The sequence below is a fragment of the Curtobacterium sp. PhB78 genome (assembly GCF_003751685.1).
In the GTDB taxonomy this organism is placed as follows: domain Bacteria; phylum Actinomycetota; class Actinomycetes; order Actinomycetales; family Microbacteriaceae; genus Curtobacterium.
This window is the reverse complement of the sequence record NZ_RKIA01000006.1, coordinates 156,845-181,353: the sequence shown is the minus strand read 5'-3', so window position 1 is coordinate 181,353 and position 24,509 is coordinate 156,845. Positions and strand designations below refer to the sequence as shown.

The following is a 24,509-nucleotide window of genomic DNA, read 5'->3' as shown; positions in this document are numbered from 1 at the left end:
GGGGCGCGACGACCACGGCGGGGCGCACCACGGGTACGTTGGCGGCGGGACGCGACAGGGCGCGGACCGGAGGCTGCGCGCACCACGTGCCCCGTGCCTTCCGTCCGCGCCCGGATGGGACGCGACGGGCGTCGGTGTCGGGCCGGGCTGTCGCGCCCCGCAGACGCCGTCGCGCCCCGGTGTGCGGGGGCGCGACGACCACGGCGGGGCGCAGCCGCGGCGCGTCCAGCGTCCGGCGTCCGGGCGAGACGCGGCAGGGCGCGGACCGGAGGCGACGCGTGTTCGTGCGCCGGGCCTCCTGTCCGCGCCCTGTCGGCGTCGGGATCCTGCGGATCAGTCCCGCACGTAGGCCGGAGCGGCCTCGGCGTGGGCGTCGCCCACCCGGTGCACGCGCAGGTCGTTCGTCGAGCCCTCGATCCCGGGAGGCGAACCGGCCGTCACGATGACGCGGTCGCCGGGGGCGGCCAGGCCGTTCTCGAGGAGGACGTCGTCCACCTGCGAGAAGAGCTCGTCGGTGTGGGTCTTGCGCTCGACCAGGAAGGACCGGACGCCCCAGGTGAGCGCCATGCGGCGACGCGTGGCCTCGTTCGGGGTGAAGGCGATGATCGGCAGGCCGTGGCGCAGACGCGACATGCGGCGCGCCGAGTCGCCGGACTCGGTGAACACGCAGAGGTACGACGCCTCGGTGAACTCCGCGATCTCGACCGCGGCGAGCGTGATCGCACCACCGAGGGTGCGCGGCTTCGTGCCGAGCGGCGCGATGCGCTCGAGGCCGTGGTCCTCGGTCGACTCGACGATGCGGGCCATCGTGCGGACGGTCTGCACCGGGTACTCGCCGACGCTGGTCTCGCCCGAGAGCATGACCGCGTCCGCACCGTCGAGGACGGCGTTCGCGACGTCGGAGGTCTCGGCGCGGGTCGGGATCGGCGACGAGATCATCGACTCGAGCATCTGGGTCGCGACGATGACCGGCTTCGCCATGCGGCGCGCGAGCTCGACGGCCCGCTTCTGCACGATCGGGACGGCCTCGAGCGGGAGCTCGACGCCGAGGTCACCGCGGGCGACCATGATGCTGTCGAAGGCGTCGATGATCTCCTCGAGCGCGTCGACGGCCTGCGGCTTCTCGATCTTCGCGATGACGGGGAGCCGCTTGCCCTCTTCGTCCATGATCTCGTGCGCGCGGACGACGTCCGAGGCGTTGCGGACGAACGAGAGCGCGATGAGGTCGGCGCCCTGGCGGATGCCCCAGCGGAGGTCGGCCTCGTCCTTCTCGCTCAGCGCCGGGACGTTGACGGCGACGCCGGGCAGGTTGATGCCCTTGTTGTTCGACACCGTGCCGCCGACGACGACCTCGGTGCGGACACGGACGCCGTCGGTGTCGAGCACGCGCAGGCGGACCCGACCGTCGTCGATGAGCAGCGGGTCGCCGGGCTTGACGTCCTGGGGCAGGCCCTTGAACGTCGTGCCGCAGATCTCCTTGGAGCCGGGGACGTCCTCGGTCGTGATCGTGAACACGTCGCCGACCGCCAGGTCGTGCGGGCCGTCGGCGAACTTGGCCAGACGGATCTTCGGACCCTGCAGGTCGACGAGGATCGCGACCGGCTTGCCGAGCTCCTCGGCAGCGCGACGGACGTTCACGTAGTTGGCCTCGTGGACGCTGTAGTCACCGTGGCTGAGGTTGAGTCGGGCGACGTCGACGCCCGCTTCGATGATCTCCTTGACGGTCTCGTAGTCCGACGTTGCCGGTCCGAGCGTCGAAACGATCTTTGCGCGTCTCAATGGATTCCTTCGTGGTGGTGGGTGATGCTCTGGTTTCCGCGCTGTGGGGCCGCGCGGAACGAAGCGAGGCCACCAGCACCTTATCGAGTGCTGGTGGCCCCTCGCTCACCGGGTGGTGAGCATCTGGTGGTGGTTGGTCATGCGGCGATCCGTCATCTCAGACCGACATCGCGCGGTCGGTCGCCTTCACCGGCACCGGCAGGATCGTCGAGCCCTCGAGGTACTCGTCGACCTTCGCCGCCGCAGCGCGGCCCTCGGCGATCGCCCAGACGATCAGGGACTGCCCGCGGCCGGCGTCACCGGCGACGAACACGCCCGCCTCGTTCGTCGTGTAGTCGGCGCGGCGGTCGAGCGCACCGGACACCGTCGTCGGCAGACCGAGCTGCGGCTCGATCGTGTCGGATTCCGGACCCGTGAAGCCCATCGCGACGAGGACGAGGTCTGCGGGGATCTCACGCTCGGAGCCGGCCTTCGGCACGCGACGGCCGTCGAGGTACTCGGTCTCGGCGACCCGGAGCGCACGGACCTCGCCGGCCTCGTTCGCCAGGAACTCGACGGTCGAGGCGAGGAAGTGCCGCTCGCCGCCCTCTTCGTGGGCGCTCGTGACCTCGAAGACGGTCGGGAACATCGGCCACGGCTGCTCGGACGGACGCTCCAGCGGCGGCTGCTTGCCGATCGCCAGGTTCGTCACGCTTAGGGCGCCCTGCCGGTGCGCGGTACCGATGCAGTCCGCACCGGTGTCACCGCCGCCGATCACGACGACGTGCTTGCCCTCGGCGGTCAGCTGGTTGTCGACCCGGGTGCCGGCGTTCGCCTTGTTCTGCTGGACCAGGTAGTCCATCGCGAAGTGCACGCCCTCGAGGTCGCGCCCCGGGATCGGCAGGTCGCGCGGCACCGTGGCGCCGGTGGCGACGACGACCGCGTCGTAGCGCGACTTCAGGTCGTCCCAGGTGATGTCGCGGCCGATCTCGACGCCCGCACGGAAGCGGGTGCCCTCGGCCTGCATCTGGGACAGGCGCGCGTCGATCTGGCGCTTCTCCATCTTGAAGTCCGGGATCCCGTAGCGGAGCAGCCCGCCGATGCGGTCGTCGCGCTCGTAGACGGCGACGGTGTGCCCGGCACGCGTGAGCTGCTGCGCGGCGGCCAGCCCGGCGGGGCCGGAACCCACGACGGCGACGGTCTTGCCCGTCAGGCGCTCCGGCGGGTGCGGGGTGACCCAGCCGTTCTGGAACGCCTCGTCGATGATCGAGACCTCGACCTGCTTGATCGTCACGGGCGGCTGGTTGATGCCGAGCACGCACGAGGACTCGCACGGAGCGGGGCACAGCCGGCCCGTGAACTCCGGGAAGTTGTTCGTCGCGTGCAGCCGCTCGATCGCCTGACGGCCCTCACCGCGCCAGGTCAGGTCGTTCCACTCCGGGATCAGGTTGCCGAGAGGGCAGCCCTGGTGGCAGAACGGCACGCCGCAGTCCATGCAGCGGCCGGCCTGGCGCTTGAGGGCACCGGACTCCTGCTGCTCGTAGACCTCTTTCCAGTCCATGAGCCGGACGGGCACGGGGCGCCGTGCCGGCAGTTCGCGTTCCTGGACCTTGAGGAATCCCTTGGGGTCAGCCACCGGTCACCTCCGTGGTCGTGTCGGGCGCTGCCGGTTCCAGACGTGCGTGACGCTCAGCCACCGGTCACCTCCATGATTCTGTTCCAGACGACGTCGCCGTCGGGGTCGAGCCCCTCGTCGACGGCGCGCTGACGGGTCTCGAGCACCGCCGCGTAGTCACGCGGCAGCACCTTGACGAAGTCGCTCAGGTCGCCGGACTCGAGCAGGTCGGACGCGAGCGTCGAACCGGTCTCCTCGGCGTGCCGGATGAGCAGGTCGGTGACGATCTCGACGTCGGCGCTGTCGAGCGCCTCGAGTCGGAGTTCACCGGTCGCGAGGGCGTCGGTGTTGACGTGCTCCTCGCGCAGACCACGGACGTACGCGGTGCCGCCGGACATGCCGGCGCCGAGGTTCCGACCGGTCTCGCCCAGGATGAGCGCGAGCCCGCCCGTCATGTACTCGAGCGCGTGGTCCCCCACGCCCTCGACCACCGCGGTCGCCCCCGAGTTGCGCACCAGGAAGCGCTCGCCCACGATGCCGCGGATGAACATGCTGCCCTGGGTCGCGCCGTAGCCGATCACGTTGCCGGCGATGACGTTCTCCGCCGGGTCGAAGCCCGAGCCGGCGTCCGGCCGCACGATGATCTCGCCACCGGACAGGCCCTTGCCGACGTAGTCGTTGCTGTCGCCGATGAGGCGCAGGGTGATGCCGGCGGGCATGAACGCGCCGAGCGACTGTCCGGCGGAACCGCGCAGCGTGACGTCGATCGAGCCGCTCGGCAACCCGTGCTCGCCGTGCCGCTTGGTGACCTCGTGGCCGAGCATCGTGCCGACCGCGCGTTCGGTGTTGCGGATGGGCAGGTCGAGCGCGATCGAGCCACCGTGGTCGAGCACGTCGGCGGTCTGCTGGATCAGCCCCACGTCGAAGTGCTGCTCGAGCTCGTGGTCCTGCTCGCGCTGGTGGCGACGGGGCTCGGCGTCCTCGAAGTGCGGACCCGCGAGGACCGGTGCGAGGTCGAGCCCTGACGCCTTCCAGTGCTCGAGGGCACGGTCGACGTCGAGGGCGTCGGACCGGCCGATCGCCTCGTCGAGGGTGCGGAAGCCGAGCTCGGCGAGGAGCTCGCGCACTTCCTGCGCGATGAACTCGAAGAAGTTCACGACGAACTCGGGCTTGCCGGAGAAGCGCTTGCGGAGCTCGGGGTTCTGCGTCGCGACCCCCACCGGACACGTGTCCAGGTGGCACACGCGCATCAGGATGCAGCCCTCGACGACGAGCGGAGCGGTGGCGAAGCCGTACTCCTCGGCGCCGAGCAGGGCTGCCACGACGACGTCGCGCCCGGTCTTCATCTGACCGTCGACCTGGACGACGACGCGGTCGCGCATGCCGTTCAGCATGAGCGTCTGCTGCGTCTCGGCGAGGCCGATCTCCCACGGGGTGCCGGCGTGCTTGAGCGAGTTGAGCGGGGACGCACCCGTGCCACCGTCGTGTCCGGACACGAGCACGACGTCGGCCAGGGCCTTCGTCACACCGGCCGCGACCGCGCCGATACCGGACTGGCTCACGAGCTTCACGTGGACGCGTGCGGCCGGGTTGGCGCGCTTCACGTCGAAGATCAGCTGCTTGAGGTCCTCGATCGAGTAGATGTCGTGGTGCGGCGGCGGCGAGATGAGGCCGACGCCGGCGGTGGCGTGCCGGGTGCGGGCGACCCACGGGTACACCTTCTGCGGGGGCAGCTGGCCGCCCTCGCCGGGCTTCGCACCCTGCGCCATCTTCAGCTGGATGTCGGTGGCGTGGGTGAGGTACATGCTCGTCACGCCGAACCGCCCGGAGGCGACCTGCTTGATCGCACTGCGGCGCTCGGGGTCGAGCAACCGGTCGACGTCCTCGCCGCCCTCACCCGTGTTCGAGCGGCCACCGAGGCGGTTCATCGCGATCGCGAGCGTCTCGTGGGCTTCCTTCGAGATGGAGCCGTACGACATCGCGCCGGTGTTGAAGCGCTTGACGATCGACTCGATCGACTCGACCTCGTCGAGCGCGACGGGCTTCCGCGCCCCGTGCTTGAAACGGAACAGCCCGCGCAATGTCATGAGCTCCTCGGACTGGTCGTCCACGGCGCTCGAGTACTCACGGAAGATGTCGTACCGGCGGGCACGGGTGGCGTGCTGCAGCCGGAAGACGGTGTCCGGGTTGAACAGGTGCGGGGGGCCTTCGCGACGCCACTGGTACTCGCCGCCGGTCTGCAGTCGCTCGTGGGACAGGACCGCGCCGTCCTGCGGGTACGCCTGGGCGTGCCGCTCGGCGTTCTCCTTCGCGATGACGTCGATGTCGACCCCGCCGAGGATCGACGACGTGCCGGTGAAGTACTTGTCGACGAACTCCTGGCTGAGCCCCACGGCTTCGAACGCCTGGGCACCGGCGTAGCTCGAGACCGTCGAGATGCCCATCTTCGACATGATCTTCAGGACGCCCTTGCCGAGCGCCTTGATCACGTTCTTGACGGCCTGCTCCGGGGTGATCCCGGTGATCATGCCGGCACGGACCAGGTTCTCGCAGGTCTCCATCGCGAGGTACGGGTTGATCGCCGACGCGCCGTACCCGATGAGGGACGCCACGTGGTGGACCTCGCGCACGTCGCCGGCCTCGACGATCAGGCCGACCTTCATGCGCTGCTCGGTGCGGATCAGGTGGTGGTGCACGGCGGCGAGCAGCAACAGGCTCGGCACGGGCGCCTGCTCGGCGTTGCCGTCGCGGTCCGACAGCACGATGAACTGCTTGCCCGACTCGATCGCGGCGTCGACCTCGTCGCACACGGCGGCGATGCGCTTCTGCATCGCCTTCTTGCCGGCGTCGACGCGGTACAGGCCCTTGATCGTGACCGTCAGGTGCCGACCCGACTCCGTCTCGAAGTGCTGCACCTTGGCGAGCTGGTCGTTGTCGATCACCGGGAAGTCGAGCGTGATCTGCTTCGCGTGCTCGGGACCGGCCGACAGCAGGTTGCGCTCCGGACCGAGGCCCATGCCCATCGAGGTGATGACCTGCTCGCGGATCGAGTCGAGCGGCGGGTTCGTCACCTGGGCGAACTGCTGGGTGAAGTAGTCGAACAGCAGCCGGGGGCGCTGCGAGAGCACCGCGATCGGGGTGTCCGACCCCATCGCACCGAGCGGCTCCGCGCCCACCTGCGCCATCGGGCGGAGCAGGATGCGGACCTCTTCTTCGGTGTACCCGAACGCACGCTGCCGACGGGTGACCGATGCCGGGGTGTGCACGATGTGCTCGCGGTCGGGCAGGTCGTTCAGGTTGATGCGGCCCTCGTCGAGCCATTCGCCCCAGGGACCGGAGGACGCCAGGCCCCGCTTGACCTCGTCGTCCTCGATGATGCGGCCGGCCTCGGTGTCGACCAGGAACATCCGGCCGGGGCGCAGACGGCCCTTGCGGACGACCTTCGCGGCGGGCACGTCGATGACACCGGTCTCCGACCCCATGACGATGAGCCCGTCGTCGGTGACGAGGAAGCGCCCGGGACGCAGCCCGTTGCGGTCGAGGGTCGCGCCGACGAGCGAGCCGTCGGTGAAGGTGATGGCGGCTGGACCGTCCCACGGCTCCATGAGCATCGAGTGGTACTCGTAGAACGCCCGCAGCTCCGGGTCCATCCCGACCTGGTTCTCCCAGGCCTCCGGCACCATCATCGACACCGCGTGCGGCAGCGTCCGGCCGGTCAGGGTCAGGAGCTCGAGGACCTCGTCGAACGACGCCGAGTCGCTCGCACCGGGGCTGACGATCGGCAGCAGCGGCGCGACGTCGCCAAGCAGTTCGCTCTCGAGCTGCGACTGGCGTGCGCGCATCCAGTTGCGGTTGCCGCGCACCGTGTTGATCTCACCGTTGTGCGCGATCGTCCGGAAGGGCTGCGCGAGCGGCCACGACGGGAACGTGTTGGTCGAGTAGCGCGAGTGCACGATCGCGAGCTTCGACGCGAAGCGCTCGTCGCTGAGGTCCGGGTAGAACGGCTCGAGCTGCAGCGTCGTGACCATGCCCTTGTAGACCATGGTGCGACTCGACAGCGACATGAAGTACAGGTCGTTCGCGTGCTCGGCGCGCTTGCGCAGCCGGTAGGTCTGGCGGTCCAGCGCGATGCCGCTCCACGAGGCGCCGTGCACGTCGTGGCGCACCGAGGCGACGAACAGCTGCTCGAACGCCGGCATGGCCGCACGTGCCAGGGTGCCGAGCACCTCGGGGCGCACCGGGACCTCGCGCCAGCCGAGGACCTTGAGGCCCTCTTCGCGCGCCAGTCGTTCGACGGCGCCCTTGACGGCGTGCCGGTCGCCCTCGTCGGTCGGCAGGTAGGCCGTGCCGACCGCGAACTCCCCCGCCGCCGGCAGGTCGAACGGCACCACGGCGCGCAGGAACTCGTCCGGCACCTGGCACAGGATGCCCGCGCCGTCGCCCGTACCGGCGTCCGAACCGACGGCACCGCGGTGCTCGAGGTTGCGGAGGGCGCCGAGTGCAGCGTCGACGATGTCGTGGCCGGGCGTCCCGCGCAGCGTCGCGACCATCGCGAGACCGCAGGCGTCCTTCTCGTTCGCCGGGTCGTACATGCCGGTGGCGTCGGGGACCGCCGAGAACCGACGGTGCGGCGGCACGAGGGACTTCGGTGCCGAGGGCTGGAGTGGCTGGAGCGCCATGGGGGAACCGTCCTCACGAGGAAGTGGAACAGGGACAGCGGTGGCCCGGTGGTGCGTTCCGCCCAGACGGGCGGGACTGGTGCCCGTGCCCCGCTTGTGGCGGGGAGGAGTGCTCCTAGGCGCGATCAGTGGGAGTCGTGACCGCTCCGGAGCCCTGGGCGACGAGGCGTTCGTCGTCGTCCTCGTGCTCCGAGAAGGTGTCGTCGGAGTCTACATCGGACTTCGGACGCGGCTCGCGACCGGGCAGGTACGGGCTCGGCTCCTTGCCGGTGTGCCGACGGGTCTGCACGATGAAGATGACGATCCCGAGCAGGATGGCCGCGAACGACATCCAGACGTTGGTACGGATGCCCGCGAAGGTCTCGCTCGTGTCGACGCGGATCGACTCGAGGAAGGACCGGCCGACGCCGTACCAGATCAGGTACAGGGCGAGGACCTTGCCCCACTGGAGCGTGAACTTGCGGTCGAGCAGCAGGATGACGACGACACCCAGGACGTTCCAGATGATCTCGTAGAGGAACGTCGGGTGGAACAGCGTGCCCTCGGGCAGGCCCTTCGGGAACGCGGCGTTCGTCGACTCGATCTGCAGGCCCCACGGCAGGCTGGTCGGCATGCCGAAGAGCTCGTGGTTGAAGTAGTTCCCGAGCCGACCGAACGCCTGTGCGAGCAGCACCCCGGGCACCACCGCATCGATGAACGACGTGAACCGCAGGCCGACCTGGCGGCAGCCGATCCAGGCGCCGACGGACCCGAGGATCAGGGCGCCGAAGATGGCGAGCCCGCCCTCCCAGATGTACAGGAAGGACAGCGGGTCGATGCCGGGGCCGAAGTAGTCCGACACGTGCGTGAACACGTGGAAGAGCCGGCCGCCGATGATGCCGGCGGGCACCGCCCAGATCGCGATGTCGATGATGATCCAACGCTCGACGCCGCGCGCGTTGAGGCGGCGGTTCGCGAGCAGGACCGCGGCGACGATCCCGAGCAGGATGCAGATCGCGTACGCGTGGATGCGGAAGTCGAGCGGCAGCGACCAACCGAACACGTCGCGCAGCCAGGCGGTCAGGTCGAAGTACTGCCAGGCGGTGCTCGGGCTCGGGATGCTCAGGAGGGGCATGGAGGAACGGTCGCCTTTCGGAACTGACGGGGCGCGGTGTCGACGTGTCGTCGGCCCCGCTCACTGTAGCGCGGGTCGTGGGCCCGCCAGGAACTGGACTAGGAGCGGCGGGCACCGGTGGTGAGGTCGGCCGCGCGGTCGGCGACCCCCTGCACCCCGAGGTCGGCCAGTGCGCGGACGAACGCCGAGCCGACGATCGCGCCGTCGGCGTACTCCAGGACCTCGGCGACCTGCTCGGCCGTCGAGATGCCGAGGCCCACGCAGGTGCGCGCGACGCCAGCGTCACGGAGCCGCGACACCACGGTGCGTGCAGCGACGTCGACGCCGGCCCGTGCTCCGGTGACGCCCATCGTCGAGACGGCGTAGACGAACCCGCGGCTCGCCTGCACCGCCTGCTGCATCCGGGAGTCGGACGAGGACGGTGCCGCGAGGAACACGCGGTCCAGGCCGGTCCGCTCCGACGAGGCCATCCACTCGGCGGCTTCGTCCGGGATCAGGTCGGGCGTGATGAGGCCCGCGGCTCCGGCGGCGACGAGGTCGTCGGCGAAGCGGTCCACGCCGTAGCGGAGGACCGGGTTCCAGTACGTCATCACGAGCACCGGCACGTCGGCGCGCTCGGTGATCTGGTGCACGGCATCGAAGACCTGCGCGACCCGGAAGCCGTTGGCCAGGCTCTCCTCGGCCGCACGCTGGATGACCGGGCCGTCCATGACGGGGTCGGAGTACGGCAGGCCGAGCTCGATGACGTCCACGCCGTTCTCGGCGAGGGCGACGGCAGCGTCGACGCTGGTCTGCACGTCGGGGTACCCGGCGGGCAGGTAGCCGACGACGGCCCCGGCACGCTCGGCGTTGGCGGTGTCGATCGTCGTGGCGACGGTCTGGTTCGTGGTCACAGCTGCACCGCGTTCTCGTCGAGGATGCCGAAGTAGCGACTGGCGGACGCCACGTCCTTGTCACCACGGCCGGACAGGTTCACGAGCACGACCCCCTCGGGGCCGAGCTCCTTGCCGAGCTTCATCGCACCCGCGAGCGCGTGCGCCGACTCGATCGCCGGGATGATGCCCTCGGTCTGGCTGAGCAGCCGGAACGCCTCCATCGCCTCGGTGTCGGTGATCGGCGCGTACTGTGCGCGACCGATCGACGCCAGGTAGGCGTGCTCCGGCCCGACGCTCGGGTAGTCGAGCCCGGCGGAGATGCTGTGGCTCTCGATGGTCTGGCCGTCCTCGTCCTGCATGAGGTAGGACTTCGCGCCCTGCAGGACGCCTTCGCGACCGAGCGTGATGCTCGCGGCGTGCCGACCGGTCTCCACGCCGTCGCCACCGGCCTCGAAGCCGTGCAGCGCGACGGACTCGTCGTCGAGGAACGCCTCGAAGATCCCCATCGCGTTCGAGCCGCCACCGACGCACGCGGCGACGGCGTCGGGGAGACGCCCGACGCGGTCGAGGACCTGCTGCCGGGCCTCTTCACCGATCACCTTGTGGAACTCGCGCACCATCTCGGGGAACGGGTGCGGGCCGGCGACCGTGCCGAGCAGGTAGTGGGTCGAGTCGACGTTCGCCACCCAGTCACGGAGCGCCTCGTTGATGGCGTCCTTCAGCGTGCGCGATCCGGTCTCGACCGGGATCACCTCGGCGCCGAGCAGGCGCATCCGGGCGACGTTGAGCGCCTGCCGCTCGGTGTCGACGGCACCCATGTACACGACGCAGTCCATGCCGAACAGCGCCGCAGCGGTCGCTGTGGCCACGCCGTGCTGGCCGGCACCGGTCTCCGCGATGAGGCGGGTCTTGCCGAGTCGACGGGCCACGAGCGCCTGACCGAGCACGTTGTTGATCTTGTGCGACCCGGTGTGGTTCAGGTCCTCGCGCTTGAGGATCACGCGGGCACCACCGGCGTGCTTCGCGAACCGCGGCACCTCGGTGATGATCGACGGACGACCGGTGTAGTCGCGCTGGAGCTCGTCGAGCTCGGCACGGAAGGCCGGGTCAGCCCAGGCCGTGCGGAAGGCTGCCTCGAGCTCGTCGAGCGCCAGGACGAGCGACTCGGGGACGAAGCGTCCGCCGAAGTCACCGAAGTACGGGCCGTGCAGGTCGCGGAGTGAGGTCACGATGGGTCTTCCCGGGACGTGTCCGACGCGACCGGCGGTGCCGGTGGTCGGACGGGTGGAACGTTCAGCCGCGGTCGGCGGCCTCGATGAACGACGCGAGGGTGGTGGCGGGGTCGGCACCCGTGACGAGGGCTTCCCCGACCAGGACGACGTCGGCACCCGCTGCGCGGTAGTGGGCGACGTCGGCGGGACCGGCGACGGCGGACTCGGCGACGCGCACGACCCCGTCGGGGATGCGGTCGGCGAGCGACCCGAAGAGGTCGCGGTCGAGCGAGAAGTCGGTGAGGTCGCGCGCGTTGACGCCGAGGATCCGCGCACCGGCGTCGAGGCCACGGGAGACCTCGTCGGCGGAGTGCGCTTCGACCAGCACGCGCATGCCGAGCTCTTCGGCCAGCGTGTGGAGCTCGACCAGCTGCTGCTGCTCGAGCGCGGCCACGATGAGCAGCACGACGTCGGCTCCGGCGGCCCGGGCCTCGACGACCTGGTACGGGTCGGCGATGAAGTCCTTGCGCAGCACGGGGATGCCCACGCGGGCTTTGACGGCTTCGAGGTCGGCGAGACTGCCGAGGAACTTGCGTCCCTCGGTCAGGACGCTGATCGTCGACGCGCCACCGCGCTCGTAGTCGGCTGCGAGTGCGGCCGGGTCCTCGATGGGGGCCATCGAGCCACGGGACGGGCTGGCGCGCTTGACCTCGGCGAGGATCTTCACCCGGTCGCCCGGGGCGAGGAACGCGAGGGCGTCGAGCGGCGACGCCACCCGGTCGAGGTCGCGTTCGACGTCCGAGTACGGGCGGTCGACGCGACGGGCGGCGGCGTCCTCGAGCGCGCCCGCGACGAGGGTCTCGAGCACGTTCGGCATGCGAGTCCTACTCGGCGTGGTGCTTGGCGACGTACTTCGGGCCGTTCACGCCGTAGCCGGCCTTGGCCATGACCGCGCCGATGACCAGACCGATGACGACGACGGCAGCGGAGACCCAGACGCCCCACGGCTGGTCGAACCAGAAGAACAGCGTGCCTGCCGCGAATCCGATCAGCATGATCACGACGGCGGTCCAGGCGGCCGGCGAGTGGCCTTCGCCGAGTTCTGCGGGCTCAGTGTTGCTCACGGTGCTCCTCGTTCTGCTCCGGCGTCGTCGGTCGACCGACGCCCATCCGATCCTACCGTGCCGTCGGTCGGGTCGACCCCAGCACTGAGGTCGTCCCAGTCCACGACGGCGTCGCGCACGACCGGGGCTGCGGCGCGGGCGTCGGCGGCGGCTCCCGCGGTCGCCGCGCCGTACTTCCGGCTCGGACCGGGCCACGCACGCTGCACCACGATGACGACGACACCGAGCAGGACGGCCAGGACCCCACCGGCGATGCCGACGGCCGGCCAGAGCGACACGTCGACGCCGGACACGACGCGGCGCACGGCGGTCAGGTCGCTGACCCCGGCCACCGCGCCGACGGCACCCTTCGCCGCGGCGACCGGGTCACCGAGTGCGGTGATGCCGCTGACCACGACGCCGAGTCCGAGCAGGATCTCGACGCACGCGAGCACGATGCGCAGCACCCGGCCGGCGATGGTCATCGCGAGGAACAGGGCCAGGCTCGCGATCGCCAGGGCGGTGTACTGCGGCACGACCGCGGCCCCGTCGGCGTCGACCGTCGAGGTGACTGCCGCACCGGCGTGCAGGTCCACCGTGAACCAGGTCTGCGTCCACGCGAGCATCATGATGCCGGCGACGAGCAGTCCGGCGACGACGACGATCGGGCGCGAGCGCTTCACGAGCGCACCTCGCGCATCCGGTTCGCCGTGGCCACGGCCCGCAGGGGTGCCGCCGCCTTGTTGATGGTCTCCTCGTGCTCGGTGGCCGGGTCGGAGTCCGCCACCAGGCCGGCACCGGCCTGCACCCGTGCCACGCCGTCCTTGATCAGGGCGGTGCGGATCGCGATCGCGATGTCCGCGTCACCGGCGAAGTCGAAGTAGCCGACGACACCGGCGTAGGCACCGCGCTTCGCCGGCTCGAGCTCGTCGATGATCTCCAGCGCGCGGGGCTTCGGCGCACCGGACAGGGTGCCGGCCGGGAACGTCGCCCGGAACACGTCGATGGCGGACATCCCCGGACGCACCGCACCCTCGACGCTCGACACCAGGTGCATGATGTGACTGAAGCGCTCGACCGTCATGAACTCGGTGACCGCGACGGTACCGGGCTCGCAGACCTTCTGCAGGTCGTTGCGGGCCAGGTCGACGAGCATCAGGTGCTCGGCGCGTTCCTTCGGGTCGTCGAGCAGGTCGTCGCCGAAGCGGACGTCCTCTTCCGGGGTCGCACCACGTGGACGCGACCCGGCGATCGGGTGCGTGATGGCGCGGCCGGACTGCACCTTCACCAGGGCCTCCGGCGAGGCGCCGACGATCCAGTACCGCTCGTCGGCGGTGTCCGCCAGGGCCAGGAAGTACATGTACGGACTCGGGTTCAACGTCCGGAGGACCCGGTACACGTCGAGCGGGTCGGCGGTCACCTCGTGGTCGAAGCGCTGCGAGATCACGACCTGGAACACGTCGCCGTCGCGGATGAACTCCTTCGAGCGCTCCACCGCGGCCATGTACTCGTCCGGCGTGGAACGGTGCGTCGGCGTCGGCTCGGCGATCTCGAACGCCTCGGCGACGGTCGCGACGCTCGGCTGGACGAGGTCGGCCTGCAGGCGGTCGAGGCGGCGCTGCGCGTCGGACCAGAGCGTGTCGGCGTCGTCGGTGCCGTCGTTCAGCACGCTCGCGACGAGCAGGACGAGCCCCGTGCGGTGGTCGAGCGCGACGAGCTCGGAGACGAAGGACAGCGCCTGTCCGGGCACGTCGAAGTCGGCCGGCGGCACGTTCGGCAGGTGCTCGAGCTGGCGCACGGCCTCCCACCCGATGAACCCGACCGTCCCGCCGACGAGCGGCGGGGAGCCGGGCACCCGCGGGGTGGCCCAGCGCTCGTGCAAGCGTGCCAGGACCTCGAGCGGTTCGCCGTCGAGTGAGCCGACCGCACGTTCGGCGTCGATGCCGGTGTCGATCCAGGCGGCGCGGTCGCCCTCCTGCGTGAGGACGCCGAAGCTGCGCACACCGACGAACGACCAGCGCGACCAGAGGCCGCCCTGGCCCGCGGACTCCAGCAGGAACGACCCGGGCCGGCCGTCGGCGAGCTTCCGGTAGACACCCACCGGCGTCTCGCTGTCGGCGTAGAGCGCGCGCACCACCGGGACGACGCGGTGGTCGCTCAGCAGAGCGTCGAACTCCGGCCGGGAGGTCGTGTGCGGCGCATCGGAGATCGTCGCGGTCGTCATCGGGTCGCCTCCACTGCCGTGTCGACCGGGGCAGACATGGTCACGGGCGCGAGCGGATCGACGTCGAAGCAGCGGTGCGCTCCGGTGTGGCACGCGGCCCCGACCTGCTGCACGGTGACGAGCAAGGTGTCGGCGTCGCAGTCGAACGCCGCGTCGCGCACGTACTGCGCGTGCCCCGACGTGTCGCCCTTCCGCCAGTACTCGTTCCGCGACCGCGACCAGAAGGTCACGCGCCCCTCGGTGAGGGTGCGGCGGAGCGCTTCCCGGTCCATGTACCCGAGCATGAGGACGTCCTTCGACGACTCCTCTTGCACGATGGCGGGGAGCAGCCCGTCCGCACCGAAACGTGCGCGGTCGAGGACCGCGTCGGTGTCGGTGCTGGTGCTGTCGGTCATGAGACTCCTAGCCTACGGCGGCGGATCAGCGGGCGGCGGCGGTTCAGCGGACGGCGTGGCCGGTCGCGCGCAGCGCGGCCTTGACGTCGCCCACCGTCATCTCGCCACGGTGGAAGACGGACGCGGCGAGGAGGGCATCCGCACCCGCGTCGACGGCCGGGGCGAAGTGGTCGACCCGACCCGCGCCTCCCGAGGCGATGACCGGGACCCGCGCGACCGACCGCACCGCGGCGACGAGCTCGAGGTCGAACCCGTTCTTCGTGCCGTCCGCGTCGATGGAGTTGACGAGCAGCTCCCCCGCACCCCGCTCGACGGCGTCGCGCGCCCAGGCGATCGCGTCGATGTCGGTCTCGGTGCGGCCGCCGTGCGTGGTGACCACGAAGCCGGACGCGGTCCGGTCGGAGCGCTTGACGTCGAGCGACAGCACGACGGCCTGCGCACCGAACCGGTCGGCGATCTCGCCGACGAGGTCGGGCCGGGCGATCGCGGCGCTGTTCACGCCGATCTTGTCCGCGCCGCACTGCTGCAGGCGGGACACGTCGTCGACGGAACGGACGCCGCCACCGACCGTGAGCGGGATGAACACCTGCTCGGCGGTGCGGGTGACCGTGTCGTACATCGTGGCGCGGTTCTCGACCGTGGCACCGACGTCGAGGAAGGTCAGCTCGTCGGCGCCCTGCTCGTAGTAGCGCGCGGCGAGCTCGACCGGGTCACCGGCGTCCTGGAGGTCGAGGAAGTTCACGCCCTTGACGACCCGGCCGCCCTTGACGTCGAGGCACGGGATGACGCGGACGGCCACGCCGCCCGGCGCCGTGGCTGCCGCGGTCACAGCCGGGCCGCGTGGATCGGGCTGACGAGGATGGCGCGGGCACCGAGGTCGTACAGGGCGTCCATGATGAGGTTCGCGTCGTCGCGCGGGATCATCACGCGCACCGCGGACCAGTCGCGGCCGTGCAGCGGCGAGACCGTCGGCGACTCGATGCCGGACGCGACTGCCGTCGCCTGCTCGAGCAGCGCGGTGGGGATGTCGTAGTCGAGCATGACGTAGCCGCGCGCGACGAGCACACCCTGCAGTCGACGGCGGAGCACGTCGATGCCCGGGATCGTCTCGTCGGTCGACACCAGTAGCGCGGTCGACTCGAGGATGACCGGACCGAAGATCTCGAGGCCGGCCTGCCGCAGCGTGCTGCCCGTCGACACCACGTCGGCCACGGCGTCGGCGACACCGAGACGCACCGCGCTCTCGACGGCCCCGTCGAGCTTGACGAGCGTCGCCGTCACCCCGTGGCGGGCGAGGAAGTCGCCGACCAGGCCCGGGTAGCTCGTCGCGACGCGGACGCCGTCGAGGTCCTGCAGGGTGCTGTACCTGCCGGGCGTGCCGGCGAAGCGGAAGGTGGAGTCGGCGAAGCCGAGCGCATCGACCTCGTGCGCCTCGGAACCGGAGTCGAGCAGCAGGTCACGGCCGGTGATCCCGACGTCGAGTGCGCCGGAGCCGACGTAGGTCGCGATGTCCCGAGGGCGGAGGAAGAAGAACTCGACGCCGTTGCGCTCGTCGAGCAGGTGCAGCGCCTTCGGGTCGCGGCGACCGGCGTACCCGGCCTCGCGCAGCATGTCGGACGCGGTCTCGGACAGGGAGCCCTTGTTGGGCACGGCGATGCGGAGCATCAGGGGGTCTGCTTTCTGGTCGGGGTCGTGGCGGATCGAGGTCGGTGCAGGGGCAGTGCCCGAGCGCGTCCTACAGATGTCGCCAGATGTCCGCCGGGGACAGCCCCTTCGCGACCATGAGGACCTGCAGGTGGTACACGAGCTGCGAGATCTCCTCCGAGGTGCGCTCGTCGCCCTCGTACTCGGCCGCCATCCAGACCTCGGCCGCTTCTTCCACGATCTTCTTGCCGATCTGGTGCACGCCGGCGTCCAGTTCGGCGACGGTGCCGGAGCCCTCGGGGCGCGTACGCGCCTTCTCGGTGAGCTCCTGGAACAGGTCGTCGAACGTCTTCACGCGGTCCAGGCTACCGGTCTCCGCTGACGCTGCCGACGTACCGTCCGGACGGGTCGCGCTCATGCCCGCGCCCGCGCGGCCGCTTCGCGCAGGTCCGTGATCCGCGCGGCGGGCTCACCGCCGTACACGGCCGACCCGGCGACGAGCGTGTCGGCGCCGCTGCGCACGGCCTCGGGCACGGTGTCCACCGAGATGCCGCCGTCGACCTCGAGCCACACGTCGAGCCCCGAGGCGTCGACCGCCGCACGGGCGTCGGCGAGCTTCGGCATCACGGACGGCATGAACGACTGCCCGCCGAAGCCGGGCTCGACGGTCATCAGCAGGATCATGTCGTAGGCGTCGAGGTGGTGCAGCACCTGGGTGATCGGGGTGCCGGGCTTCACCGCGACGGCGGCACGGGCCCCGTTCGAGCGGATCGCGGCGGCGGTGGCCACGGGGTCGTCCGCGGCCTCGAAGTGGAACGTCACGCTCGACGCACCGGTCTCGGCGTACTTCGGTGCGTTGACGTCGGCGTCGGTGATCATGAGGTGCACGTCGAGCGGCACCGGGGAGACCTGCTGCAGGCGCTCGACGATCGGCAGCCCGAGCGTCAGGTTCGGCACGAAGTGGTTGTCCATCACGTCGACGTGCACCAGGTCGGCGGTCTCGATGCGGTGGAGTTCACGCTCGAGGTTCGCGAAGTCGGCGGACAGGATGCTCGGCGAGATGCGGATCGTCACCGGGCAAGCCTACCGGCGCGAGCGCGACGCCCCGCTCGACGGCCTCAGCCGACGCGACGGAACAACGCGATGAACATCGCGTCCGTGCCGACCCGGTGCGGCCAGAGCTGCGCCGTCGCGCCGTCCGCGATCTCCGGGTCGCGCGCGGCGACCCCCCGGACGATCGTCGCGGTGTCGAGCTGCTCGAGGACTCCCCCGTGCCGCCCCATCAGCGCGTCGACCTGCCCGCGCGTCTCGGCCAGGTGCGGCGAGCACGTGACGTACGCGAGCGTCCCACCCGGTGCGAGCACCCGGACCGCGGCGTCGAGCAGCTCGGTCTGCAGGGCCGCGAGCTCTTGGACGTCCTCCGGGGTCTTCCGCCAGCGTGCTTCCGGACGCCGACGCAGGGCGCCCAGGCCGGTGCACGGCGCGTCGAGCAGGATGCGGTCGAAGGTCATCCCGGTGCCGTCGCGGCCGTAGCGCCTGGCGTCGCCCTCGACGACGCGGACGTGGTCGCCGAACACCCCGAGGGCGTTCCGCACGAGTCCGGCACGTGCCGGCACGAGTTCGTTCGCGACGAGGGTCGCGCCGCCCTGCTGCGCCTCGGCGGCGAGCAGCGCGGCCTTGCCGCCGGGGCCGGCGCACATGTCGAGCCAGCGCTCGCCCTCGCGCACCGCGGACGACCGACTCAGCGCGAGGGCGGCGAGCTGCGAGCCCTCGTCCTGCACGCGCAGGCGCCCGGCAGCGACGCCCGGCACGCGCGCGGGGTCACCGGAGATGCCCCGGATCCCGACGGGCGAGACCGGCAGGGCGTCGGCGGCCGGCACGGGGTCGGCGGTCCGGACGGGAGGCACGGTGCCGGTCGCGCCGTCGGCCTCCGGTTCGTCGTCGGCGGGCACCAGGGTCGCCGGCACGTCCGCCGCGCCGGTCGCGTCGGCGAACGCGGCATCGGCGTCTGCGTCTTCGTCGGGCACCGTGCGCGTGGTCGCGGTGGCGATGTCCTCGTCGGTGGCGAGCCCGGGCAGCGCCGCGAGCTGCACCCGGGGCGCGGCGTTGTCGGCGGCGAGCAGGGCGGCGAGCTCGTCGCGGGAGCGTTCGGCGGCGAGGGCGTCGCGCAGTGCCGAGACGACCCAGACCGGGTGCGACCACCGCGTGGCGAGCAGGGCGTCGCCACCTCGGCCCTCGGTGATCTGCGCGTCCCACTCGTCGTCGGTGCGCGCGGCGATCTTGCGCATCACGGCGTTCACGAAGCCGGTGGCACGGCGGGCACCGACCTCGCGGGCGAGCTCGACCGTGGCGTCGACCGCGGCGTGCGTCGGGGTGCGCATGGCGAGCAGCTGGTGGGCGCCGAGCCGCATCACGTCGAGGACGTCGGCCTCGATGTTCTCCGGCCGACGACCCGACGCCAGCGCGATGATGACGTCGTAGCGACCGAGCATCCGGATCGAGCCGTAGGTGAGCTCGGTGGCGAACGCGGCGTCGCGCGCGGTGAGGCCGGCACGACGGATGCGTGTCGGCAGCAGCAGGTTCGCGTACGCGTCGTCGACCTGCACGGCGCGGAGCACGTCGAACGCGACACGACGGGCGTTCGCGGGACGGGGACCGCGGCGGGCGCCCCGGGTGTTCGTCGGCTGGCTCATGCGAGGACCTTCCCGTCCAGTTCGCCCAGGCCACGGGCCCAGGCAGCGGCGTCCATCGCCTTCTTGCCGGCCGGCTGCACCTCGAGCAGCACCAGCGGAGTGTCACCGGTCCCGACCAGCAGCCGACCGCCGTGGAGTGCCAGCGCACCGGGCGCGAGCTGCGGGGCGGGGTCCGCGGGGCCTCCTGTCAGACGGTTGCTGCGGAGCAGCTTCACGCGGGTCTCGCCGAGGTGGGCGTACGCGCCGGGCTCGGGGGTGACCCCGCGCAGACGGGCGTGCACGACCGTCGCCGGAGCACCGAAGTCGATGCGCCCGTCCTCGATGGTGGTCTTCGGCGCGAGCGTCGGCTCGCCGGTCTGTTCAGTCGCGACGGCCGTGCCGGCAGCGATGGCGTCGACCACCCGGGCGACGGTCTCGGCGCCGGACTCCGCCATGGCGGCGAGGACCTCGCCGGCGGTGGCCTCCGGGTCGATCGTGAACCGGTCCGCCGCGAACACCGGGCCGGCGTCGAGCGCCTCGACGAGCTGGAAGACCGACGCGGCGGTGCGGGTGTCCCCCGCCATCACGGCCCGCTGGACCGGCGCGGCGCCGCGGTACGCCGGCAGGTCCGAGAAGTGCAGGTTGACCCAGCCGAGGCGTGGGGCGTCGAGTGCGGGACGGCGGAGCAACGCGCCGTAGGCGACGATGACACCGAGGTCGACGTCGAGGTCGGCGATGCGCGCGGTGACGTCGTCGTCGACGCGGCTGGCCTCGATGACGGGCAGCCCGAGCTCCGCGGCGACCTGCGCGACCGGTGTCGGCGTCAGGACGCGCTTCCGGCCCTGCGGTGTCGGCGGACGCGTGAGGACCGCGGCGATCTCGTGGTCGGACGCCGCCAGACGGCGGAGGGTGGGGACGGCCGCAGCGGGGCTGCCGGCGACGACGAGACGCATGGGTTCGATCCTCCCACGCGCGCGCTCGGTGGACTGACCCGAACCGGGCCCGCGCCGGGTGGGTACGGTCTGCGGCACAGCACGAGAGGGGTTCCCATGTCCGATGTCACCACGTCCACCGACCGCTTCGCAGGGTCCAGCATCCAGAAGGTCGCGCTGCTCGTCGGCGTCGTGTTCCTGCTGGTCGGGATCGCCGGGTTCGTGCCCGGGCTGACGTCCGGCTCGCTCGCGGGCGCCGGCCACGGGTCGATGGCGATGCTGCTCGGGGTCTTCCAGGTGTCGGTGCTGCACAACGTCGTGCACCTGCTGTTCGGGGTCGTCGGGGTCCTCGCGGCGGGGTACGCCACCGGGTCGCGGATGTACCTGGTGCTCGGCGGGGTCGTCTACTTCGTGCTCTGGGTCTACGGGCTGTTCACCGCCGGGCACTCGTTCGGCGCGAACTTCGTGCCGCTGAACTGGGCGGACAACTGGCTGCACCTCGTGCTCGCGGTCGGGATGGTCGCGCTCGGCGTGGTGTTCCCGCGCGTCGGTGGGCGGGCCGCGCGCGCCTGACGCTGCTGCGCGGCGGACTCGTTTCGCGACGAACCACTCGTTGATCGACGCGTGGTTCGTCGGAAGGTGCACACGCATCGGGTGCGTGCGCATCGGCCGACAGAACACGAGGTGATCGACGCGTGGAACGTCGCAAGGTGCGAAGGCACACGGCCCGGGAGGCGCGGCGCAACTCCGCCACGGAGGCCCCGCCCCGACGGCCGGTGCGGGTCAGACCTCGCTGAAGGGTTCGGCGTCGTCGAGCCGGACCCGCAGCGTCGGTGCCGCCCGACGCCGGTTGCCGCCCTTCAGGACCCGCCGGGTCGACGACCGCCGGATGACCTCGGCCTTCAGGGTCGCCGCGACCTCGGCACCGTGGGCGTACGGGAACCGCACGATCGCCCGGACCGTGCCCAGCAGGGCGTCGTCCTCGACGGGGACCGGGCCGAGCACCGGGCCCGCGGTCGCCCCCTCGAGGGCCTCGACCGCGGCGGTGACGGCCTCGTCGGTGCCGGTCATCGTCGCCACGCGGACCGCCGGCGGGAAGTGCAGTTCGCGCCGGTCGGTGAGTTCGTCGTGCGCGGGACCGTCGAGCCGCCAGAGCGCCATCGCCGTAGCGAGCTTGCCGCCGATGCCGACCAGGTACGCCTCGGCCCCGGGAGCACCCTTCGCGGCGGCGTTCGTCCAGAAGCGGAGCACGTCCTCCTGCACGCGCAGCCCCTCGCGCGCGAGCATCTTCTCGCCGTCGAGCAGCAGGACGCACGCGTAGCCCCCGGGCACGCTCGGCTCGGCGCCACGGGTCGCGACGACGACGGAGGGCCGCGCGGGCACCTCGTCGAGCGGGCGTGAGCCGTCGGCCACCACGATCCGGGTGCCGGGGAACGCCCGCCCGAGTTCGTCGGCGGTGCGTTGGGCGCCCTGTCCCACGGGCTTCACGGTGCCGTTGCCGCACGTCGGGCAGCGGAACCCCACGGCGAGGGCACCGCAGAACCGGCACTGCGGCGTGGCACCGCGGTGCGGACTGCCGAGCGGACCGCCGCAGATGCGGCAGTGCGCCCGCTCACCGCACTCCGCGCAGACGAGTCCGGTGCCGAACCCGGGGCTCGCGACCTGCACGAGCACCGGGCCGTGCTGGCTGGCCTCGCGCGCGGCACGCCACGCGGAGCTCGGGATGCGTGCCTGCGCGGCGTACCCCTCGGCCGAGGTCTGCTGCACGGTCGGGATGACCTTCGGGGTCTTCACCCGGAACGGCGTGACGTCCTGCAGCCAGTGCAGTTCGACGAGCCGTTGCACGTCGGTGCTGCGGGCGTGCGAGAGGAACAGCAGTGCGGCACCCGACTGCGCTGCCCGCACGAGGGCGACGTCACGCGTGTGCACGTACGGCGCGCGCTGCTCGATGAACGAGGCGTCGCCGTCGTCCCACATCGCGATGAGCCCGAGGTCGGTCGCCGGCGCGTACACCGCCGTCCGGTTGCCGATCGCGACGACGGGGTGCGTCCGCGCCTGCAGCAGTGCCTTGGCCCGCTGCCCGTTCGTCTGCTTGGCGTCGAAGCGCACGACCCGTTCCGGCGGCAGCACCGCGAGCAGCGCGCGCTCGAGGTCGATGACGTCGCGGAAGTCGGGGACGGCGATGACGGCGGACTGCTCGGCCGCGAGGGTGTGGGCAGCCGCCTGGGCGAGCGTCGCCGCCCATCCGGGAACCCAGATCGGAACGGAGTCGCCGTCGCCCTCGTCGCTGGTGGGCCCGGCCAGCGCCACCGGGTGGGGAACGGCCGCGACGGCAGCGCGATCGTGCTCGGCGATCACGCCTTCGAGCATGCCCGGGGTGTAGCCGGTCACCGGCGGTGCGGACACCGGGGGCGGGGACCACGAGGTGTCCCGCGCGAGCCAGGCCTTCTCGGCGCGGACCTGGCGGGTCGGCACGGCCAGGCGCAGGACGTCGGACGCCACACCGGCGGCACGGTCGGCCACGGCGCGGGCGAGCTTCCAGATCTCCGGCGCCAGGACCGGGACGGGTGACACCAGGGTCTCGATCGCGCTGAGCTCACCCGGGTAGTCGCCCTCGTCGACGATCTCGACGACGTAGCCGTCGGACATCCGGGCCCCGGTGCGGAGCGGGACCTTCACGCGGACGCCCGGCACGCAGTCGTCCTCGAGCTCGGCCGGCACCCGGTAGTCGAACAGACGGTCCAACTGTGGGAGCGGCGAGTCGAGGACGACGCGCGCGACGGTGGTCACGCGGTGCCTCAGACGGCGGCGGTGACGAGCCCTGCGGCGGCGCGGAGTTCCTCGACGCGGTCGAGCTGCTCCCAGGTGAACCCGGGGAGCTCGCGCCCGAAGTGTCCGTACGTCGCGGTCTGCGCGTAGATCGGACGGAGCAGGTCGAGATCGCGGATGATCGCGGCCGGACGCAGGTCGAAGACCTGGCGGATCGCGGCTTCGATCGTGGCGTCGTCGACGTGTCCGGTGCCGAAGGTCTCGACGTAGAGCCCGACGGGCTTCGCGCGGCCGATCGCGTAGGCGACCTGCACCTCGAGCCGGTCGGCGAGGCCCGCGGCGACCGCGTTCTTCGCGACCCAGCGCAACGCGTACGCCGCCGAGCGGTCGACCTTCGACGGGTCCTTGCCGCTGAACGCGCCGCCACCGTGACGGGAGGCCCCGCCGTACGTGTCGACGATGACCTTGCGGCCGGTGAGCCCGGCGTCGCCCTGGGGGCCACCGATCTCGAAGCGACCCGTCGGGTTGACGATGACGTCGACGTGCGAGGAGTCGAGGTCGACGAGGTCGAGCACCGGACGGATCACGTGCTCGGTGATCTCGGCGGTGAGCTGCTCCAGCGTGACGCTCGGCGAGTGCTGCGTCGACAGGACGACGGTCTCGACGGTCTTCGGCACGACGCCGTCGTAGCCGACGGTGACCTGCGTCTTGCCGTCCGGGCGCAGGAACGCCAGCTCGCCGGACTTGCGCACGGCGGCCAGACGCTCGGCCAGGCGGTGCGCCAGCCAGATCGCGACCGGCATGTACTCGGGGGTCTCGTTCGTCGCGAAGCCGAACATGATGCCCTGGTCGCCGGCACCCTGACGGTCGAGCGGGTCGACCGCGCCGGTGCGGGAGTCGAGCGACTCGTCGACGCCCTGCGCGATGTCCGGCGACTGCGCACCGATCGACACCTCGACGCCGCACGTGGCGCCGTCGAAGGAGACGTCCGACGAGTTGTAGCCGATGCCCGTGATGACGTCACGGACGAGCTTGGGGATCTCGACGTAGCCCGAGGTCGTGACCTCGCCGGCGACGTGCACGAGGCCGGTCGTCACCATCGTCTCGACGGCGACCCGAGCGTGCGGGTCCACCGTGAGCAGTGCGTCGAGGATGCTGTCCGAGATCTGGTCGCAGATCTTGTCGGGGTGCCCCTCGGTCACCGACTCGGACGTGAAGAGGCGCAGAGCAGCTGCAGTCACCGGGATCAGTCGGAGGGCTGCTGCTGCTTGGTGACGGTGAGCTTGTCCTCGTTGATCTCGTGGAGAGCCACGGACAGCGGCTTGTCGTCGATCGTCGAGTCGACAAGCGGGCCGACGTTGTCGAAGAGCGAGCCCTCGTGCAGGTCGGCGTAGTAGTCGTTGATCTGACGCGCGCGCTTGGAAGCGAAGATGACGAGCGCGTACTTCGACTCGACCTTGCTGAGCAGGTCGTCGATGGGCGGGTCGATGATGCCCTGGGGGTTGGCCATGGAGTCTC

21 protein-coding genes are annotated in these 24,509 nt (G+C 71.5%); 1 reads left to right on the top strand and 20 read right to left on the bottom strand.

The genetic code is table 11. The features are described 5' to 3' along the window. Nucleotides 1–333 precede the first annotated feature (333 nt). The 17 genes from pyk to EDF53_RS15060 form a co-directional block, all read right to left on the bottom strand. On the bottom strand, nucleotides 334–1,779 hold the full coding sequence (gene pyk / locus EDF53_RS15140; RefSeq protein WP_123294333.1) for a pyruvate kinase: 1,446 nt from the start codon (nucleotides 1,777–1,779) through the stop codon (nucleotides 334–336). A gap of 157 nt (nucleotides 1,780–1,936) precedes the next feature. Next, nucleotides 1,937–3,394, bottom strand: a complete 1,458-nt coding sequence (locus EDF53_RS15135; RefSeq protein WP_123294332.1) for a glutamate synthase subunit beta — start codon at nucleotides 3,392–3,394, stop codon at nucleotides 1,937–1,939. A gap of 53 nt (nucleotides 3,395–3,447) precedes the next feature. Further along, nucleotides 3,448–7,965, bottom strand: coding sequence for a glutamate synthase large subunit (gene gltB, locus EDF53_RS15130; RefSeq protein WP_123294447.1), 4,518 nt, complete (start codon nucleotides 7,963–7,965; stop codon nucleotides 3,448–3,450). 202 nt (nucleotides 7,966–8,167) lie between these two features. Then, complete coding sequence (gene lgt, locus EDF53_RS15125; RefSeq protein WP_123294331.1) at nucleotides 8,168–9,166, bottom strand: prolipoprotein diacylglyceryl transferase; 999 nt, start codon at nucleotides 9,164–9,166, stop codon at nucleotides 8,168–8,170. A 98-nt stretch (nucleotides 9,167–9,264) separates the two neighbouring features. Further along, nucleotides 9,265–10,059 (bottom strand): tryptophan synthase subunit alpha, encoded by a 795-nt coding sequence (trpA, locus tag EDF53_RS15120; RefSeq protein ID WP_123294330.1) that lies wholly within the window; start codon nucleotides 10,057–10,059, stop codon nucleotides 9,265–9,267. After that, nucleotides 10,056–11,270 carry a tryptophan synthase subunit beta gene (gene trpB / locus EDF53_RS15115; protein ID WP_123294329.1) on the bottom strand — a complete coding sequence of 405 codons (1,215 nt, stop codon included), beginning with the start codon at nucleotides 11,268–11,270 and terminating at the stop codon, nucleotides 10,056–10,058. Before trpB ends, trpA begins: the two co-directional genes overlap by 4 nt. Nucleotides 11,271–11,334: 64 nt before the next feature. After that, the gene (trpC, locus tag EDF53_RS15110; RefSeq protein WP_123294446.1) at nucleotides 11,335–12,120 is read right to left on the bottom strand and encodes an indole-3-glycerol phosphate synthase TrpC; all 786 of its coding nucleotides are present in this window, start codon (nucleotides 12,118–12,120) and stop codon (nucleotides 11,335–11,337) included. Nucleotides 12,121–12,136: 16 nt separating this feature from the next. Continuing rightward, the gene (locus EDF53_RS19435; protein ID WP_159571188.1) at nucleotides 12,137–12,376 is read right to left on the bottom strand and encodes an HGxxPAAW family protein; all 240 of its coding nucleotides are present in this window, start codon (nucleotides 12,374–12,376) and stop codon (nucleotides 12,137–12,139) included. Beyond that, nucleotides 12,373–13,038: a Trp biosynthesis-associated membrane protein gene (locus tag EDF53_RS15100; protein WP_123294328.1), complete on the bottom strand. Its 666-nt coding sequence runs from the start codon at nucleotides 13,036–13,038 to the stop codon at nucleotides 12,373–12,375. Before EDF53_RS15100 ends, EDF53_RS19435 begins: the two co-directional genes overlap by 4 nt. Beyond that, on the bottom strand, nucleotides 13,035–14,579 hold the full coding sequence (locus tag EDF53_RS15095) for an anthranilate synthase component I (RefSeq protein WP_123294327.1): 1,545 nt from the start codon (nucleotides 14,577–14,579) through the stop codon (nucleotides 13,035–13,037). The genes EDF53_RS15100 and EDF53_RS15095 overlap by 4 nt, the downstream gene beginning before the upstream one ends. Continuing rightward, nucleotides 14,576–14,974, bottom strand: a complete 399-nt coding sequence (hisI, locus tag EDF53_RS15090; RefSeq protein WP_123294326.1) for a phosphoribosyl-AMP cyclohydrolase — start codon at nucleotides 14,972–14,974, stop codon at nucleotides 14,576–14,578. Before hisI ends, EDF53_RS15095 begins: the two co-directional genes overlap by 4 nt. A gap of 43 nt (nucleotides 14,975–15,017) precedes the next feature. Beyond that, nucleotides 15,018–15,803, bottom strand: coding sequence for an imidazole glycerol phosphate synthase subunit HisF (gene hisF, locus EDF53_RS15085; protein ID WP_243692450.1), 786 nt, complete (start codon nucleotides 15,801–15,803; stop codon nucleotides 15,018–15,020). Continuing rightward, nucleotides 15,800–16,639, bottom strand: coding sequence for an ATP phosphoribosyltransferase (gene hisG, locus EDF53_RS15080; RefSeq protein ID WP_111083926.1), 840 nt, complete (start codon nucleotides 16,637–16,639; stop codon nucleotides 15,800–15,802). Before hisG ends, hisF begins: the two co-directional genes overlap by 4 nt. Nucleotides 16,640–16,709: 70 nt before the next feature. Then, complete coding sequence (locus tag EDF53_RS15075) at nucleotides 16,710–16,973, bottom strand: phosphoribosyl-ATP diphosphatase (RefSeq protein WP_111084162.1); 264 nt, start codon at nucleotides 16,971–16,973, stop codon at nucleotides 16,710–16,712. A gap of 59 nt (nucleotides 16,974–17,032) precedes the next feature. Then, entirely contained in the window at nucleotides 17,033–17,692 is a 660-nt protein-coding gene (gene rpe, locus EDF53_RS15070; RefSeq protein WP_123294325.1) for a ribulose-phosphate 3-epimerase, read from the bottom strand. A gap of 44 nt (nucleotides 17,693–17,736) precedes the next feature. Further along, nucleotides 17,737–19,311: an RsmB/NOP family class I SAM-dependent RNA methyltransferase gene (locus EDF53_RS15065; RefSeq protein ID WP_260215839.1), complete on the bottom strand. Its 1,575-nt coding sequence runs from the start codon at nucleotides 19,309–19,311 to the stop codon at nucleotides 17,737–17,739. Further along, entirely contained in the window at nucleotides 19,308–20,243 is a 936-nt protein-coding gene (locus EDF53_RS15060) for a methionyl-tRNA formyltransferase (RefSeq protein WP_123294324.1), read from the bottom strand. The genes EDF53_RS15065 and EDF53_RS15060 overlap by 4 nt, the downstream gene beginning before the upstream one ends. Before the next feature lie 96 nt (nucleotides 20,244–20,339). On the opposite strand from EDF53_RS15060, the gene EDF53_RS15055 reads away from it, so the two are divergent. Further along, entirely contained in the window at nucleotides 20,340–20,795 is a 456-nt protein-coding gene (locus EDF53_RS15055) for a DUF4383 domain-containing protein (protein ID WP_123294323.1), read from the top strand. A 210-nt stretch (nucleotides 20,796–21,005) separates the two neighbouring features. Here the strand turns inward: EDF53_RS15055 and EDF53_RS15050 are convergent, their stop codons facing one another. Genes EDF53_RS15050 through rpoZ form a run of 3 tightly spaced genes read right to left on the bottom strand, consistent with a single transcriptional unit; the run spans nucleotide 21,006 to nucleotide 24,501 of the window. Beyond that, nucleotides 21,006–23,012 (bottom strand): primosomal protein N', encoded by a 2,007-nt coding sequence (locus EDF53_RS15050; protein ID WP_123294322.1) that lies wholly within the window; start codon nucleotides 23,010–23,012, stop codon nucleotides 21,006–21,008. An 8-nt stretch (nucleotides 23,013–23,020) separates the two neighbouring features. After that, complete coding sequence (metK, locus tag EDF53_RS15045; RefSeq protein WP_111083919.1) at nucleotides 23,021–24,232, bottom strand: methionine adenosyltransferase; 1,212 nt, start codon at nucleotides 24,230–24,232, stop codon at nucleotides 23,021–23,023. Nucleotides 24,233–24,237: 5 nt separating this feature from the next. After that, on the bottom strand, nucleotides 24,238–24,501 hold the full coding sequence (gene rpoZ, locus EDF53_RS15040) for a DNA-directed RNA polymerase subunit omega (RefSeq protein WP_114849971.1): 264 nt from the start codon (nucleotides 24,499–24,501) through the stop codon (nucleotides 24,238–24,240). Nucleotides 24,502–24,509 lie beyond the last annotated feature (8 nt).